This is a genomic window from Gemella sp. (assembly GCF_057272915.1).
Map to the genome: position 1 here is coordinate 17,738 of NZ_DBHIUF010000018.1, position 13,636 is coordinate 31,373.

The window sequence follows — 13,636 nt, forward strand, 5'->3', positions numbered from 1 at the left end:
TTATTAATCAGCAAAGGAGGGCAAAAAGCTTTTCTTTGCTGTAATATTTATGTGAAGTAGGAGGGAAAGTATGATAACTATATTATCGAAATTATTTTTAATATTGACATCTGAAAAACTACCACGATATACTTTGAAATCAATTAAAAGTGGAGCTTATACAAAAGAAGAATTAGATATAATCTGTAAAATTGTGAAAGATGATTATATAAGATACAAAAAAGGTTTTAAAGCTTCAGTAGTAATGGTATTTTTTATTGTTTCACTCATATTATGTCTTGGATTCTATCAAGGAGCCTATAGAGCGTTTATAATTGATATGTTAATTTTGTATATTGTAATATTTACATTGATGTTTATTCTGATTTATGTACAAAAAGTCAATAAAATTCGAAAAACATTTTTAAAAGCTGTAAAAAAAGGTTATCCAGAATTATATAATGAATATGAAGATAAGTTGTATGAATATGTAGATTAAAAAATATTATAGTCATAATTTTATGTAATTAATTGTATTGAAAAATGTGCTATAAAATGTTAAGATAAAGTAGATAAATATTATTTAAGGAAAAGAAAAATGAAAAATATTACAGAAAGAAGATCTTTCAATTATTTGAAGAATATAATTCAGATAAGTTTAGGATTATTGATATTTTATTTAATTTTTTCCTATTTTAAAAAAGAGATTGTTAGTTTAGATTTAAAAAAAATACATCATCTTACGCTAGCTATAGGTGAGATTAAGTTTGTAGTAGTGTTATTGTTCGGCTTATTAGGTATAAGTATTTTATGTCTTTATGATTATTTTGTGCTAAAGGCGATTAATTTAACAAAAAATATGTCTTCATTCCGTATTTTTAAAATTAGTTTTATGACTAACACATTAAATATGGTTTTAGGTTTTGGTGGTTTTATTGGTGCCGGACTTAGATATTATATGTATAAACCATATACAAAAAATGGAAAAACATTGGTTACTGCAATAGGGATGATTCTTATTTCTATGCTTTCTGGAATCAGTCTATTGTCAATTTTTGTAGTACTAAATGTTTTTCCAGGACAAGCGTTATATGCTAATAATAAAATCTTTTATTATTCATTAATATTGATGTCTTTATTTTTACCATTGTATCTATTTTTTAATTTGAGAAAACCAAGAATTAGAACGGATAGATATTTAAGTGTTAAATTGACAGTAATTTCTTTTTTAGAATGGGTATTTGCAGCCCTTATTATTCTTATGATTCTTTATTTTTATACGGGAGATTTGGTAGCTGATAAGGAATTACAGATTATGGGAGTTATAATAGTAGCTTCAATAGTAGGCTTATTAACTATGATTCCAGGAGGATTAGGTACTTTTGATACTTTAGTTCTTATAGGGCTTAAGAACTTAGGGATAAATCCAGAGATTATAGGTGCGACAATTATAATATATAGATTATCATATTATGTTGTTCCGTTCTCCATTGGATGTTTTATGTTCCTAAGTGAAGGAATTAGAATGATAAAAGATAAATTTAAGAGAGGAGAAAAGTTATGATTACGACGATAATTTATGCGATAGTTGCCTATTTTATTGGAAATGTAATGGGTGGAAAATTATTAGAAAAGATTTATAAAGAAGAATTTACTAATAAAGGCTCTGGTAATGTTGGAGCACGAAATGCGGGACGTGTTTTAGGTCCTAGATCATTTTTATTTGTTTTAGCAGTAGATTTTTTCAAAGGCTTTTTTGTGGTTATATTACTGAAAATATTAGATGTTGATTCAAAAATTATATATATTTGTATAATTTTAGTATTATTAGGTCATATAAAACCTATTATCTTTAGGTTTAAAGGTGGTAAAGGAGTTGCGACATTCTTTGGTTGTTTAGCAGCATTATCATTAAATTTATTCTTAATCTTAATACTTTGTACATTAGTTATATCTATTATTGTAAAAAGTTTAACAATTGGATTTTATTCTAGTCTTCCGTTTGTAATTTATATAAACTATGTAGAAAATCCATCATTTATAATACTAGGAATTTTTATACTAGCAGTTTTATTAATAAGTGTAGTAGCTGTAAAAGATATAGAAGAGTCATTTAATAAATATTTTAGTACAAGAAAAATTAAGAAATCAGTTCGATAGTGAGCTGATTTCTTTTTTTGCTATCTAGAATTATTTTTTCGTAGTTCTTTTCTTATAAGAAGAGTACGTTTGATATGAATTACTCCAGTTAATAGCAGTAAAGCTACAGAAATTCCACATGCAATATAGGTGTATTCTACGCTTTTAGTTTTACTGATAAAGCTAAGTGAAGATGTTGAGTATAATGTTAGTACTGCTACAGTGTACATAGTAAATTCATACTTTAATAGATTCAAAACTTTATTTGTTTTTATTAATAACTTATTTTTTTCTTGATAATATCTTACAAAGCTTACATAGACACATATCGGAATAGTTAAGTAGAAATAGATGATATTTTTTGTATAAAAAAATGCCGAAACCAGTATGATTAAAATAGGAAAAGTGATAATTAAGTATTTGTTATATTTCATATAATTCCCTCCCTTTTTCATATGAAAAGTAATATATAAAGAATTATAAAAGTAGAATTGACTAAGTTTTAAGTTCTTTATTTCAGTTTCATTATAACATAAAAAATACAAGTAGGATAATATTATATATCATATTTTTTATTCTAAGAGAGATTTTTTTCTATAGCTGATGAAATAGTTATTAGTGAATAATTTATAAAATGGGAGTGACTCAAAAATCGTGATTTCAAAGAAATTGATTTTGTCGAGTCACCCCCGCACAGTTTATTAGCTATCTAAAAAGCTTTTAAAAAGCGAATTTTAGATAGCAATAAACCACTGCGTCTATGAGTTCTCATGTGAACTTTGTTAAATTTTAGGGCTTTTAGGTCAGCCCCAAAGTAGTATTTCTACCTATATTTAATTTTAATTCAAATTCGATTTCATTACGATTTAAGGATGTGTAAATCGTAATAGTTACTTAAGACGAGAATCTATTGACTTGTTATATAAAACATAATAAAATTTAACTATAGAATAATTAATTAAATAATACGGAGGCGATTAATATGAGCAAATGCGAATGCGAACACCACTGTCACTGCCATGATGCAGTAGAAGATTGTAAATGTGGAAACTGTATTGAAGGAACATGTGAATGTAAAGAAGGTTGTGCTTGTGGGTGCCATAATGCAAAAGAAGATTGCGAATGTGGAAACTGCAAGACAGGAGATTGTCATTGCGATAAACATGCCGCATAATATTAAAAAAAGAGATTTGGTATTTTACCAAATCTCTTTTTTTCTTTTTTCATTAACTTAAAATTATCTAAGTGTAATAAGAAGGTTAAGAACTCCTGCAAGAACAAGAAGTATAACACTCCATTTAATTGTTTTAGCGAAGATTTCGCTATCTCTGTTAACTAATCCAACGGCTGCTGCTGCAACTGCGATAGATTGAGGAGAGATCATTTTAGCGATAGCTCCACCAATTATGTTAGCAGCTACAAGTAATGAAGGATCAATTCCAATTTGAGATGCAGTTACTGATTGTAAACCAGCAAATAATGATCCACTGTTAACAACAGATCCTGTTAAGAATACCCCGATCCATCCTAAAATTGGAGAGAATAGTGGGAAGATTTTACCAGTGTTAGCAAATGCTAATCCTAATGTTGATGACATTCCAGAGTATGTTGAAATGTAGGCAAAAGCAAGTACTGAACAGATTGTTAAGATTGGTCCCCATAATTCAACAGCAGTTTCTCTAATTGTTGAAATAACAATACGGCTGTTAACTCTGAAAATAATAATTGTTAGAATTGCAGCAAGTACAATCGCTGTTGTAGTTGATGTAAATGGAGCAAAACTAAATACTGCTTTAATTGGCGCAGGTTGTTTTACGATAGGAGCAACACGTGCAACTGTACCATCAATGTAGTATGGGAAGTTGAAAATTAGTGAGTTTAAAGCTCCTGCTGCTTGACCTGTTTTAGGGTTTGCAGCTTGGATTAATTGTTTGAAGAATCCAGTGTTTAGTAAAGTAACGAATAAAGTTAAAAGAATGAACGGTGTCCATGCTCTAACAACTTCTTTAGCTGATAGAGTTTCTTTATCTTTAGAAATTTCTTTTGCTTCAGCAGTAAGTTGTTGTTTTGGTTGCCAGAATCTTAAGAATACGATTAAAGCAAGTAAACTCACGATAGCTGAAGAAACGTTAACTAGTTCTGGTCCTACGAAGTTTAAGAAAATAAATTGTGTTACTGCGAAACCACCACCAGAAACAATGATTGCTGGGAATGTTTCTTTGATTCCTTTAAATCCATCAACCATAAATACAATAAGGAATGCAATAATAACTGTAACAAGACATAAGATTAATGATGTATTTTTACCAAGTGTTAAAGCATCTAAATCTGTTAATGTAGCTGGAACCGTTACTGGAATACCCATTGCTCCATAAGCACCACCAGCGATGTTAGCAACTAAACAAATTGCAGCAGATTGTAAAGGTTTGAAACCTAAACCTACTAAAATTGCAGCTGTAATAGCAACTGGAGCACCGAATCCTGCAGCACCTTCTAAGAATGCATTGAAAGAAAATGCAATTAAAAGAACTTGAATTCTTTTATCTGGTGAAATAGATGAGATACTTTGTTTCATTACATCGAAGAATCCCATTTTAACTGTTAATTTGTATAAGAAGATTGCAGCAAGAACGATACTAGCAACAGGCCATAAACCTGAAACGATACCTTGTTCTGCAGCTCCTGCAATTTTATCTACAGGCATCTTATAACATAGAGCAGCTACGATTGCTGCACTAAGAATACTTAAACCTCCGGCTGTATAACCTTTTAGTTTAAAAACTACTAATGAAATTAAAAATATAGCTATAGGAAGAGCAGCAACACCTGCAGATAACCAAATATTACCCATTGGATTATACTGTTGTTCCCAAATAGTATTAAGAATCATTATAATTCCTCCTAAATTGAAAATTTGTATATAAACATTATATATAAAAAACTGTACTAATGCAAGATGTTTGCCTATATTTTCATTATGTTTTCAATAATTTACAGTTTACGTATATTTAAAAAAATGATTAATTAAGTTCAATTTTTAATGAGATATTATAAGTAAATCAAGTAAAATAAACGGTTAATTTATATAAAGTGTAAAGATAGTAATGAATATTAATAATATACATATCTTTATAAAAATTATAAAAACATAGAGAGTTTTATAGTGGTGGTGAGAACTGTATTTATGGCTTTTATAGTCAAATCTCCAACTGTTAAGAGGAAAAAATACAGATGAAATATAGTGGAAATTAACATCCCATCACAACTGTACTATTACAAGTTAGATTTATGTTAATGTTGAACGAATAAATATTATTGAGATAAATATTATTACTTAATTGAGTTTATAGATTTGACATTTTTCGAGAAAAATAGTATATTATTAAGTGTAATATATGATTAATAAATAATTTATATACATTTAATAAATATATATACAAACTTTGGAGGTTATTATGGTAAAAACATCAAAAGATTTAACTAAACAAGAGCATTTAGAAATGTACGAACTAATGCAACTTATTAGAGATTTTGATATGGAGTTGAGTAAACTATACTCTCGTGGTTTAGTTCACGGTATGACTCACTATTCAGTAGGGGAGGAAGCAGCTAACGTTGGAGCTATCTATCCATTAAGAAAAGAAGACTTAATGTATTCTAATCACCGTGGACATGGTCAAACAATTGCTAAAGGAATTGAAATTGATCGTATGATGGCTGAAATCCTTGGTAAAGCGACAGGTCAATGTAAAGGACGTGGAGGAAGTATGCACGTTTATGACCTTGAACAACGTAACATGGGATGTAACGGTATCGTTGGTGGTGGACACGGTTTAAGTACTGGTGCCGCTTTAGCTCAAAAAATGAAAAAAACAGGTAACATTGTTATTTGTTGTATGGGTGACGGAGCTACTAACGAAGGAAGTTTCCACGAATGTTTAAATATGGCATCTAACTGGGATTTACCACTTATTTTCTACGTAATTAACAATAAATATGGTATCTCAATGGCTCAAGAAAGATGTATGCGTGTTAAAGAAATTACTGAACGTGCAGCTTCATACAGAATCAAAGGTATTCACGTTGAAGATGGAAACGACGTATTAGCAGTATATGATGCAATGCAAGAAGCTATCGAACATGCTAGAAGTGGTAAAGGTCCTGTTTTAGTAGAAGCAGTATCATACAGATGGTTCGGACACTCTGCATCAGACGCTGGTAAATATCGTAGCCGTGAAGAAGTAGCTGAGTGGAAACTTAAAGATCCTAACGTAAAATATAAAAACTACTTATTAGAAAACGGAATTGCTACAGAAGAAGAATTAAAAGAAATCGAAGATAGATCTAAAGCAACTATCGATGACGCTGTAGAATTCGCTAAAGAATCACCATTTGCAGATGGTGAAATTGCGTTCCAAGATAACTACGCTGACTAATATTTTAGCTTAAAATAATTTAAATAATATTTTATATAATAGGAGATTAATAGTTATGACTAAAGAAACAAAAATTATGACAGTTCGTGAAGCCATAAAAGAAGCTATGACTCACGAAATGCGTGAAGATGAAAATGTATTTTTAATGGGTGAAGATGTTGGTATCTTCGGAGGAGACTTCGGTACTACAGTTGGTATGTTAGAAGAATTTGGACCTGAACGTATTATTGATACACCAATCAGTGAAGCTGCAATCTGTGGTTCTGCTGCTGGTGCTGCGTCAGTAGGTATGCGTCCAATCGTTGACGTAACATTCATGGACTTCGTAACAATCGGTATGGATGCGATCGTTAACCAAGCTGCACCAATGCGTTATATGTTAGGTGGAGAAGTACAAGTACCAGTTACATATCGTTGTGCATCAGGATCTGGTACTGGAGCTGCAGCTCAACACTGTAAAGCTTTAGAAGCATGGTTCTGTCACATTCCTGGTCTTAAAGTAGTAGCACCAGGTACTCCTGGAGATGTTTACTCAATCTTAAGAGCTGCAATCAGAGATAACAACCCAGTTATCTACATTGAACCAAAAGCGTTATTCGGACGTAAAGGTGAAGTAGAAGTAGGTAAAATTGGTGTAATCGGTCAAGGTGACATCAAAGTTAAAGGATCTGATGTAACATTAGTATCTTGGGGAAGAATGTTAGAGCGTAGCTTAAAAGCAGCTGAAGAATTAAAAGAAGAAGGAATCTCAGTAGAAGTACTTGACCCAATTACATTAGTACCACTAGATACTGATCTAATTGTTGAATCAGTTAAGAAAACTGGAAAATTAGTAGTATGTCACGACTCATTCAAAACTGGTGGATTCGGTGGAGAAATCGTTGCCCGTATCGCAGAAAGTGATGCATTTGATTTCTTAGATAGCCCTATTTACCGTGTTGCTGGTGCTGACACACACATTCCATCAGCTAAAAACTTAGAAAAATTAGTTGTACCTGATGTAGAAGACATCAAAGAAACTATTAGAAAAGCTGTAAACAAAAAATAAAAATTTAGTTAGTGAAGGATGTGAATAGAATATGGCAGTAGAGGTAATAATGCCAAAAGCCGGTAGTGAAATGGAAGAAGGCGAAATCGTACAATGGTTTAAGCAAGAAGGTGACGAAGTAAAAGAAGGTGAAATTTTACTTGAAATCGTAACTGATAAAGTAAATATGGAAGTAGAAGCTGAAGCAAGCGGAACTTTACTAAAAATCGTTCACCCAGCTGGATCAGTTGTACCAGTAGTTCAAACTATCGCATGGATTGGACAACCTGGAGAAGCTGTACCTGGAGCTGGAACAGTACCTGCGGCTGCAGCAGCGCCAGCTGAAGAAGCTGTTGTTGAAGCTAAAGTTGAAGCAGCTCCTGCTCAAGAAGTAGAAGTATTCGACAACTCTGGACTTCGTGCTACACCAGCGGCTAGAGCATATGCTCGTGAAAATGGAATCGACTTATCTCAAGTAAAAGGTACTGGAGCTAAAGGTCGTGTTCATAAAGAAGATGTAGTTGATTATAAACTAAATGCAAAAGCTAAAATGTCTCCACTTGCTGCACGTATTGCAGAAGTTGAAGGAATTAATACTGACGGTATCGTTGGAACTGGACCAAAAGGTAAAATTATGAAAGCAGATGTTCTTTCTGTTCTTAACGGAAGTGCAAGTGAAGCTGCTGCAAGTGCTGAAGTTGCTGCACCAGCAAGCGCTAAATCTGCTAAAGCACCTAATGAAAATCAATGGGGTGTTGTTGAAACTGTACCAATGTCACCAATGCGTAAAGTTATTTCTAAACGTATGAGTGAATCTTACTTCAGTGCACCAACATTCGTTGTAAACGTTGAAGTTGATATGACTGAATTATTAGCTTTACGTAAAAAAGTTGTTGATGCAATTATCGAAGAAACAGGTAAAAAAGCAACAGTTACAGACTTTATTTCATTAGCTGTAATTAAGTCATTAATGAAACACCCATATGTAAATGCTTCATTATCAGGTGATGAAAAAGAAATGTACTTACACCACTATGTAAACTTATCAATCGCTGTGGGTATGGATAGTGGATTAGTAGTACCAGTAATTAAAGGTGCTGATAAGATGAGCCTTAAAGAGCTTGTAGTAGCTTCTAAAGAAATTACAACAAAAGCTCTTGCTGGTAAATTAAAACCAGATGAAATGGCAGATTCTACATTTACAATTAGTAACTTAGGTATGTATGGAGTTAAGAGCTTCGTACCAATCATTAACCAACCAAATACAGCTATTTTAGGTGTAAGTGCTACTGTACCAAAACCAGTGGTATTTAATGGTGAGGTTACTGTAAGACCTATTATGACATTAACATTAACAGCGGACCACCGTGTTGTTGACGGATTAGAAGGAGCTAAATTCATGAAGACTCTGAAAGAAGCTATCGAAAATCCATTATCATTACTAATCTAATAATGATATAATATTTATGAAAACAAGATAAAGTGTATAAGGAGTGATTAAAACATGGCAGTTGAAGTTATAATGCCAAAAGCCGGAAGTGAAATGGAAGAAGGCGAAATCGTACAATGGTTTAAGCAAGAAGGTGACGAAGTAAAAGAAGGTGAAATCCTACTTGAAATCGTAACAGATAAAGTAAACATGGAAGTAGAAGCTGAAGCAAGCGGAACTTTATTAAAAATTGTACACCCAGCTGGATCAGTTGTACCAGTAGTTCAAACTATTGCATGGATTGGACAACCTGGAGAAGCAGTTCCTGGAGGAGACAGCACTACTGCAGCAGCTCAAGAAATCGTTAAAGAAGTTGCAGCAGATGTTAAAGTACCTGAAACTAAAGCAGGAGAAGAAGCACCAAAACGCGAACGTCGTGGTGAATATGACGTAGTAGTAGTTGGTGGAGGTCCTGCAGGATATGTATCAGCTATTAAAGCCGCTCAATTAGGTGGTAAAGTAGCATTAGTAGAAAATCGTGAACTAGGTGGAACATGTCTAAACCGTGGATGTATTCCAACAAAAACATTCCTACACAATGCTGAAATTATCAACCACATCCGTTCTGCTAAAGACCGTGGTATTAAACTTGTAAATGATGCATTCTCAGTTGACATGGAACAAACTGTAGCAGTTAAGAATAAAATTTCTAAAACTCTATCAGGAGGAATTGGAGGATTACTTAAATCTTACGGTGTTAAAGTATTTAACGGTGTTGGACAATTAACAGCTGATAAAAAAGTTTCTGTTGATGGAAAAGAAACAATTGATGCTGACAGAGTAATCTTAGCTGGTGGATCAAAAGTAAGTAGAATTAATATTCCAGGAATGGATAGTGATAAAGTTCTTACAAGTGATGAATTCTTAGATATTAATGAAGTACCAGCTCGTTTAGCAGTTATCGGTGGAGGAGTTATCGGATCTGAGTTAGGACAAGCATTCTCTACTTTCGGATCTGAAGTAACTATCGTTGAAATGGCTGATCGTTTAATCGCTGGAATGGATAAAGATGCATCTGCAGCATTAGAAAAACAATTCAAAAAACAAGGTATTAAAGTTCTTACATCAACTAAATTATTAGAAATCGTTGACAAAGGTCAAGAAGTAGTAGTTAAAGTTGAAGGAAAAGAAGATATCGTTGCAGATAAAGTATTATTATCAATTGGACGTGTTCCAGACAACACATGTCTTGGAGAATTAGCAGATCAATTCGAAATGGAACGTGGTCGTGTTAAAGTTAACGAGTACATGGAAACATCTGTTGAAGGTGTTTACGCTCCTGGTGATATTAACGGAACTAAGATGTTAGCTCATGCAGCATTCAAGATGGGAGAAGTTGCAGCAGAAAACGCAATGGGTCACCACAAAAAAGTTGATCTTAAAGCTACTCCAGCAGCAATTTACACTCACCCAGAAATCGCAATGGTTGGTTTAACTGAAGAACAAGCTCGTGAAAAATATGACATCAAAGTTGGTAAATTCAACTTTGCAGCTAACGGACGTTCATTAGCATCTAACCAAGGTGAAGGATTTGTTAAAGTAATCATGGATACTAAATACAGAGAAATCTTAGGTATCCACATTGTAGGACCAGTTGCAGCTGAGTTAATCAACGAAGGATCTACTTTAATTCAAACAGAGATGACAATTGATGACGTTATGGATATTATCCATGGTCACCCAACATTCTCTGAAGCTTTATATGAAGCTATGACTGACTGTGTTGACTTATGTCTACATGCACCTAAGAAAAAAACTAAATAATAGTTTATAAAGAAAAAGATGGCTAGCGATTTGCTAGTCATCTTTTTTCTTTATAATGGATTTCTGTCAAATTTAGGGTATGAGAAAAAATACACTAGGAATATAGGTGTATTTTACTACTTAAATTCCTAGTGTAATTTTAATTTTTAGTTTTTAACTTCTGCGATACTGATTTTTTGATGAAGAGTTGTTTCATCTATTTTTATATTTTGATATTCGACATTTTCTGGTAATTTTAATGAATAATTTAAAGGTTTAGAAATTTCTACAAGACCGTTTAATATTTCGAAATCAAAGATATGACCACCTGCTTTTAAATCATTACTAATGTAGTGTAAATGAAATCCACCAACGCCTAGTCCTTGAGCGTAATAAGGAGAGAAAAAACCAACTATTGTACCTTGTGTATTTTCATAATGAAAAATATTTTGATTCTCTAGTACTTCTAATAGAGGTGGATATGGTTTTTCTTGTTTTTTTGGAGATCTAGTATTCATTTTCTTAAAGTTCCCTGAAATTTTTATAGCATAAAAATAATTTTTATTTAAGTAATCTTGAACTTTTTCTAATAAGTTTTCAAACGTAAAATTATCAAATTTTTGGTATTCTTTTTCGAATGTAGTAATTGTAGCGAATGGTGTACTTTCTTTAATTGATTGAAGATATGAATTACCGAAATAATCTGTTTTATAAATTTTACTATCTAAAATTACCATTTCACCATCAATGCCATCAAAAGTACCAATTCCAAAATCACCGTATTTTAGTAGTTCTTCTATAGTTAGGCTTCCACTATAAGCGCCTTCTATAATTCCTGCCATAGTTCCATATTGAAATATCATTTTTATCCTCCTAGTAACTAATAGAATTAAACTCTTCTCTTAATATACCATATTTTATTGAGTCGTAGTAAATGCCATTGTAATATCTAACTTTTCTAATTCTTGCTTCACAAAGAAGTCCTAGTTTTTCTGCAAGTTTCATCATTCTTGTGTTTCCACTCCAAGTAGTAAGTCCAATGTGTTGTATTTCAGGAAATCTATTAAAACACAGCTCAATCCACTTATGTAAAGCTGCATATCCTATACCTTTTGCCCAAACATTCTGATCATATATTACAATTCCAATTTCTAGCCAACGAGTAGCAAAGCTTTCCCAATAATAAGTAACAATACCGATTGGTTTATCGTTAAAAAATATGCCTAAGACTCGTTCGCTTATGAAATATTCATGATGATTTTTTAGTAAGAAAGTTTCTAAATCTATAAATTTAAATTCGTTAAAATACGGTGCATTATATTTACTCCATTCAGGAGTGTCTGATGAGTAAATTACATTGTATAAATCAGGTAGATGTTTTTCTTCTATTTTTTTAAGTGTAATCATAAAAACCTCCTTTTCCATATTATAGCATAGGAAAAACTTAGAAGTACATATAATTTCATAAGTAATTTTATTATTATATTAATATTTATTATGATATAATTGTTCTTGTATTAATGGTAATGAGGTGAAAAATGGAAAAATTTAGTAAAATAATATCTGATGTTTTACTTTGGATAATGAATATAGGATTGTTAATTATAGGAGTGCTATTATCATTTGGATTAATAATGGAAGCGAAAGAAATATTTTATGAAGGTACTAAATTTTTAGCAGATCAAGGGAATTATCAACATTTTGTAGAGGGGATATTGGTGTTTTTCCTATATTTCGAATTTGTGGCTTTAATAGTAAAATATTTTAAAAATAATTATCATTTTCCTCTTCGATATTTTATTTATATTGGAATAACAGCAATTATAAGATTAATAATAGTTCAACACGATGATCCTTACAGTGTATTAATATGGGCTGGAGCAATTTTATTGTTAGTAATAAGTTTAGCAATTGCAGAAAAATTTATAAAGAAAGATTAAGAAAAGACTTCGAACTTAAGGTTCGAAGTCTTAATTCTATTTTACAGTATATTTCCCTGTTTTATAGTCGATAGTGATTCCTTTTTGGAAGTTTGGTAAGAATACGTTGTATTTAACACTTTTACCATTATCTTCAACTGACATTGCTTCCATAATTACGCCTTGTGCAACTAAATCATCTCCTCTGAAAACAGGAGTTACACGATACCTAACGTGCTTTTTAGTTTTTTTAACATAATCAGCAACCTCATTTTCAAAAGGTATCATGTTAAGATTCATAAATCTTGTTCCTGTCATTAAGTTTTTATCATTGTCATTTTCTCCGGCAAGTTGGAATGCTATTAAATGTGATCTATCATAGACATGAGCACCACGATTACTTTGCCATCCACTAGGGCGAACATGTGCAATTTCTTCGCGCTTATCAGTTGGCATTAAATCAATACCTATAATTCCGTTTGCTTGTCCAACACGACCTAACTTATCTAAAGGACTATAGTTTTCAAATGATGTAGTAGATAAGTCTTCTTTAGCGAAGTATGGATTATTATTATTTAATATTTTGTACTTATTATTATCAGTTGCTTCACTTTCTTTAGGTGCTGTAAGTGAGTTAAGTATATCATTGGGTACTTTTGAAACACTAGCAAAAGTTGCAGTATTCGTACTTTTATTTGCCGATTTATTGGTATAGTATGTAATAGCAAATGCAGCTAAAATTACTATAGCAATAGAAATTAATGAAAACAATGATAATTGTTGTTTTTTTCTTTTTGCCATAGGATCTCCTTTGTTTATTCAGAAAAATAGATTAAATATCTAAGAGGTTGACCCAAAAGTCCTAAATTTTAACAAAGTGTATATGAGAACTCATAGACGCAGT

Annotated in this window: 14 protein-coding genes; 9 read left to right on the forward strand and 5 right to left on the reverse strand. The window is 31.8% G+C overall.

The window, feature by feature from the left end:
• The first annotated feature begins 70 nt into the window (after positions 1–70).
• The 3 genes from ACO6OL_RS06960 to ACO6OL_RS06970 all read left to right on the forward strand — a co-directional run bounded on the left by ACO6OL_RS06960 (position 71) and on the right by ACO6OL_RS06970 (position 2,139).
• Positions 71–478 (forward strand): hypothetical protein, encoded by a 408-nt coding sequence (locus tag ACO6OL_RS06960; protein ID WP_485502622.1) that lies wholly within the window; start codon positions 71–73, stop codon positions 476–478.
• Positions 479–577: 99 nt separating this feature from the next.
• Complete coding sequence (locus ACO6OL_RS06965) at positions 578–1,543, forward strand: lysylphosphatidylglycerol synthase domain-containing protein (RefSeq protein ID WP_485502623.1); 966 nt, start codon at positions 578–580, stop codon at positions 1,541–1,543.
• Positions 1,540–2,139 (forward strand): glycerol-3-phosphate acyltransferase, encoded by a 600-nt coding sequence (locus tag ACO6OL_RS06970; protein WP_485502624.1) that lies wholly within the window; start codon positions 1,540–1,542, stop codon positions 2,137–2,139. The genes ACO6OL_RS06965 and ACO6OL_RS06970 overlap by 4 nt, the downstream gene beginning before the upstream one ends.
• A 20-nt stretch (positions 2,140–2,159) precedes the next feature.
• Here ACO6OL_RS06970 and ACO6OL_RS06975 read toward each other — a convergent pair whose 3' ends face one another.
• Positions 2,160–2,552 (reverse strand): hypothetical protein, encoded by a 393-nt coding sequence (locus ACO6OL_RS06975; RefSeq protein ID WP_485502625.1) that lies wholly within the window; start codon positions 2,550–2,552, stop codon positions 2,160–2,162.
• A gap of 548 nt (positions 2,553–3,100) precedes the next feature.
• On the opposite strand from ACO6OL_RS06975, the gene ACO6OL_RS06980 reads away from it, so the two are divergent.
• A complete protein-coding gene (locus ACO6OL_RS06980) occupies positions 3,101–3,292 on the forward strand; it encodes a hypothetical protein (protein WP_485502626.1) in 192 nt (63 codons plus the stop codon).
• A gap of 63 nt (positions 3,293–3,355) precedes the next feature.
• On the opposite strand, the gene ACO6OL_RS06985 is transcribed toward ACO6OL_RS06980, so the two are convergent.
• Positions 3,356–5,008: an L-lactate permease gene (locus ACO6OL_RS06985; RefSeq protein ID WP_485502627.1), complete on the reverse strand. Its 1,653-nt coding sequence runs from the start codon at positions 5,006–5,008 to the stop codon at positions 3,356–3,358.
• Between the two features lie 565 nt (positions 5,009–5,573).
• On the opposite strand from ACO6OL_RS06985, the gene ACO6OL_RS06990 reads away from it, so the two are divergent.
• The 4 genes from ACO6OL_RS06990 to lpdA are packed head-to-tail and all read left to right on the forward strand — an operon-like array spanning position 5,574 to position 10,834.
• Positions 5,574–6,554, forward strand: a complete 981-nt coding sequence (locus ACO6OL_RS06990; protein ID WP_485502628.1) for a thiamine pyrophosphate-dependent dehydrogenase E1 component subunit alpha — start codon at positions 5,574–5,576, stop codon at positions 6,552–6,554.
• A gap of 55 nt (positions 6,555–6,609) precedes the next feature.
• On the forward strand, positions 6,610–7,602 hold the full coding sequence (locus ACO6OL_RS06995) for an alpha-ketoacid dehydrogenase subunit beta (protein ID WP_485502629.1): 993 nt from the start codon (positions 6,610–6,612) through the stop codon (positions 7,600–7,602).
• A 31-nt stretch (positions 7,603–7,633) separates the two neighbouring features.
• Complete coding sequence (locus tag ACO6OL_RS07000; RefSeq protein WP_485502630.1) at positions 7,634–9,031, forward strand: dihydrolipoamide acetyltransferase; 1,398 nt, start codon at positions 7,634–7,636, stop codon at positions 9,029–9,031.
• Between the two features lie 54 nt (positions 9,032–9,085).
• A complete protein-coding gene (lpdA, locus tag ACO6OL_RS07005) occupies positions 9,086–10,834 on the forward strand; it encodes a dihydrolipoyl dehydrogenase (protein WP_485502631.1) in 1,749 nt (582 codons plus the stop codon).
• Positions 10,835–10,980: 146 nt separating this feature from the next.
• Here the strand turns inward: lpdA and budA are convergent, their stop codons facing one another.
• Positions 10,981–11,676, reverse strand: a complete 696-nt coding sequence (gene budA / locus ACO6OL_RS07010) for an acetolactate decarboxylase (RefSeq protein WP_485502632.1) — start codon at positions 11,674–11,676, stop codon at positions 10,981–10,983.
• Positions 11,677–11,686: 10 nt separating this feature from the next.
• On the reverse strand, positions 11,687–12,220 hold the full coding sequence (locus ACO6OL_RS07015; RefSeq protein WP_485502633.1) for a GNAT family N-acetyltransferase: 534 nt from the start codon (positions 12,218–12,220) through the stop codon (positions 11,687–11,689).
• A gap of 131 nt (positions 12,221–12,351) precedes the next feature.
• Between ACO6OL_RS07015 and psiE the strand changes: the two genes are divergently transcribed.
• Entirely contained in the window at positions 12,352–12,753 is a 402-nt protein-coding gene (gene psiE, locus ACO6OL_RS07020; RefSeq protein ID WP_485502634.1) for a phosphate-starvation-inducible protein PsiE, read from the forward strand.
• A 36-nt stretch (positions 12,754–12,789) separates the two neighbouring features.
• Here the strand turns inward: psiE and ACO6OL_RS07025 are convergent, their stop codons facing one another.
• Complete coding sequence (locus ACO6OL_RS07025) at positions 12,790–13,533, reverse strand: DNA/RNA non-specific endonuclease (RefSeq protein ID WP_485502635.1); 744 nt, start codon at positions 13,531–13,533, stop codon at positions 12,790–12,792.
• Positions 13,534–13,636 lie beyond the last annotated feature (103 nt).

Bases quoted from the DNA above. Each gene is read 5' to 3' on its own strand.
- lpdA (WP_485502631.1), top strand. From the start codon at position 9,086: ATGGCAGTTGAAGTTATAATGCCAAAAGCCGGAAGTGAAATGGAAGAA.
- ACO6OL_RS07025 (WP_485502635.1), bottom strand. From the start codon at position 13,533: ATGGCAAAAAGAAAAAAACAACAATTATCATTGTTTTCATTAATTTCT.
- ACO6OL_RS07015 (WP_485502633.1), bottom strand. From the start codon at position 12,220: ATGATTACACTTAAAAAAATAGAAGAAAAACATCTACCTGATTTATAC.
- ACO6OL_RS06965 (WP_485502623.1), top strand. From the start codon at position 578: ATGAAAAATATTACAGAAAGAAGATCTTTCAATTATTTGAAGAATATA.
- ACO6OL_RS07000 (WP_485502630.1), top strand. From the start codon at position 7,634: ATGGCAGTAGAGGTAATAATGCCAAAAGCCGGTAGTGAAATGGAAGAA.
- ACO6OL_RS06990 (WP_485502628.1), top strand. From the start codon at position 5,574: ATGGTAAAAACATCAAAAGATTTAACTAAACAAGAGCATTTAGAAATG.
- ACO6OL_RS06975 (WP_485502625.1), bottom strand. From the start codon at position 2,552: ATGAAATATAACAAATACTTAATTATCACTTTTCCTATTTTAATCATA.
- ACO6OL_RS06980 (WP_485502626.1), top strand. From the start codon at position 3,101: ATGAGCAAATGCGAATGCGAACACCACTGTCACTGCCATGATGCAGTA.
- budA (WP_485502632.1), bottom strand. From the start codon at position 11,676: ATGATATTTCAATATGGAACTATGGCAGGAATTATAGAAGGCGCTTAT.
- ACO6OL_RS06960 (WP_485502622.1), top strand. From the start codon at position 71: ATGATAACTATATTATCGAAATTATTTTTAATATTGACATCTGAAAAA.
- ACO6OL_RS06985 (WP_485502627.1), bottom strand. From the start codon at position 5,008: ATGATTCTTAATACTATTTGGGAACAACAGTATAATCCAATGGGTAAT.
- psiE (WP_485502634.1), top strand. From the start codon at position 12,352: ATGGAAAAATTTAGTAAAATAATATCTGATGTTTTACTTTGGATAATG.
- ACO6OL_RS06970 (WP_485502624.1), top strand. From the start codon at position 1,540: ATGATTACGACGATAATTTATGCGATAGTTGCCTATTTTATTGGAAAT.
- ACO6OL_RS06995 (WP_485502629.1), top strand. From the start codon at position 6,610: ATGACTAAAGAAACAAAAATTATGACAGTTCGTGAAGCCATAAAAGAA.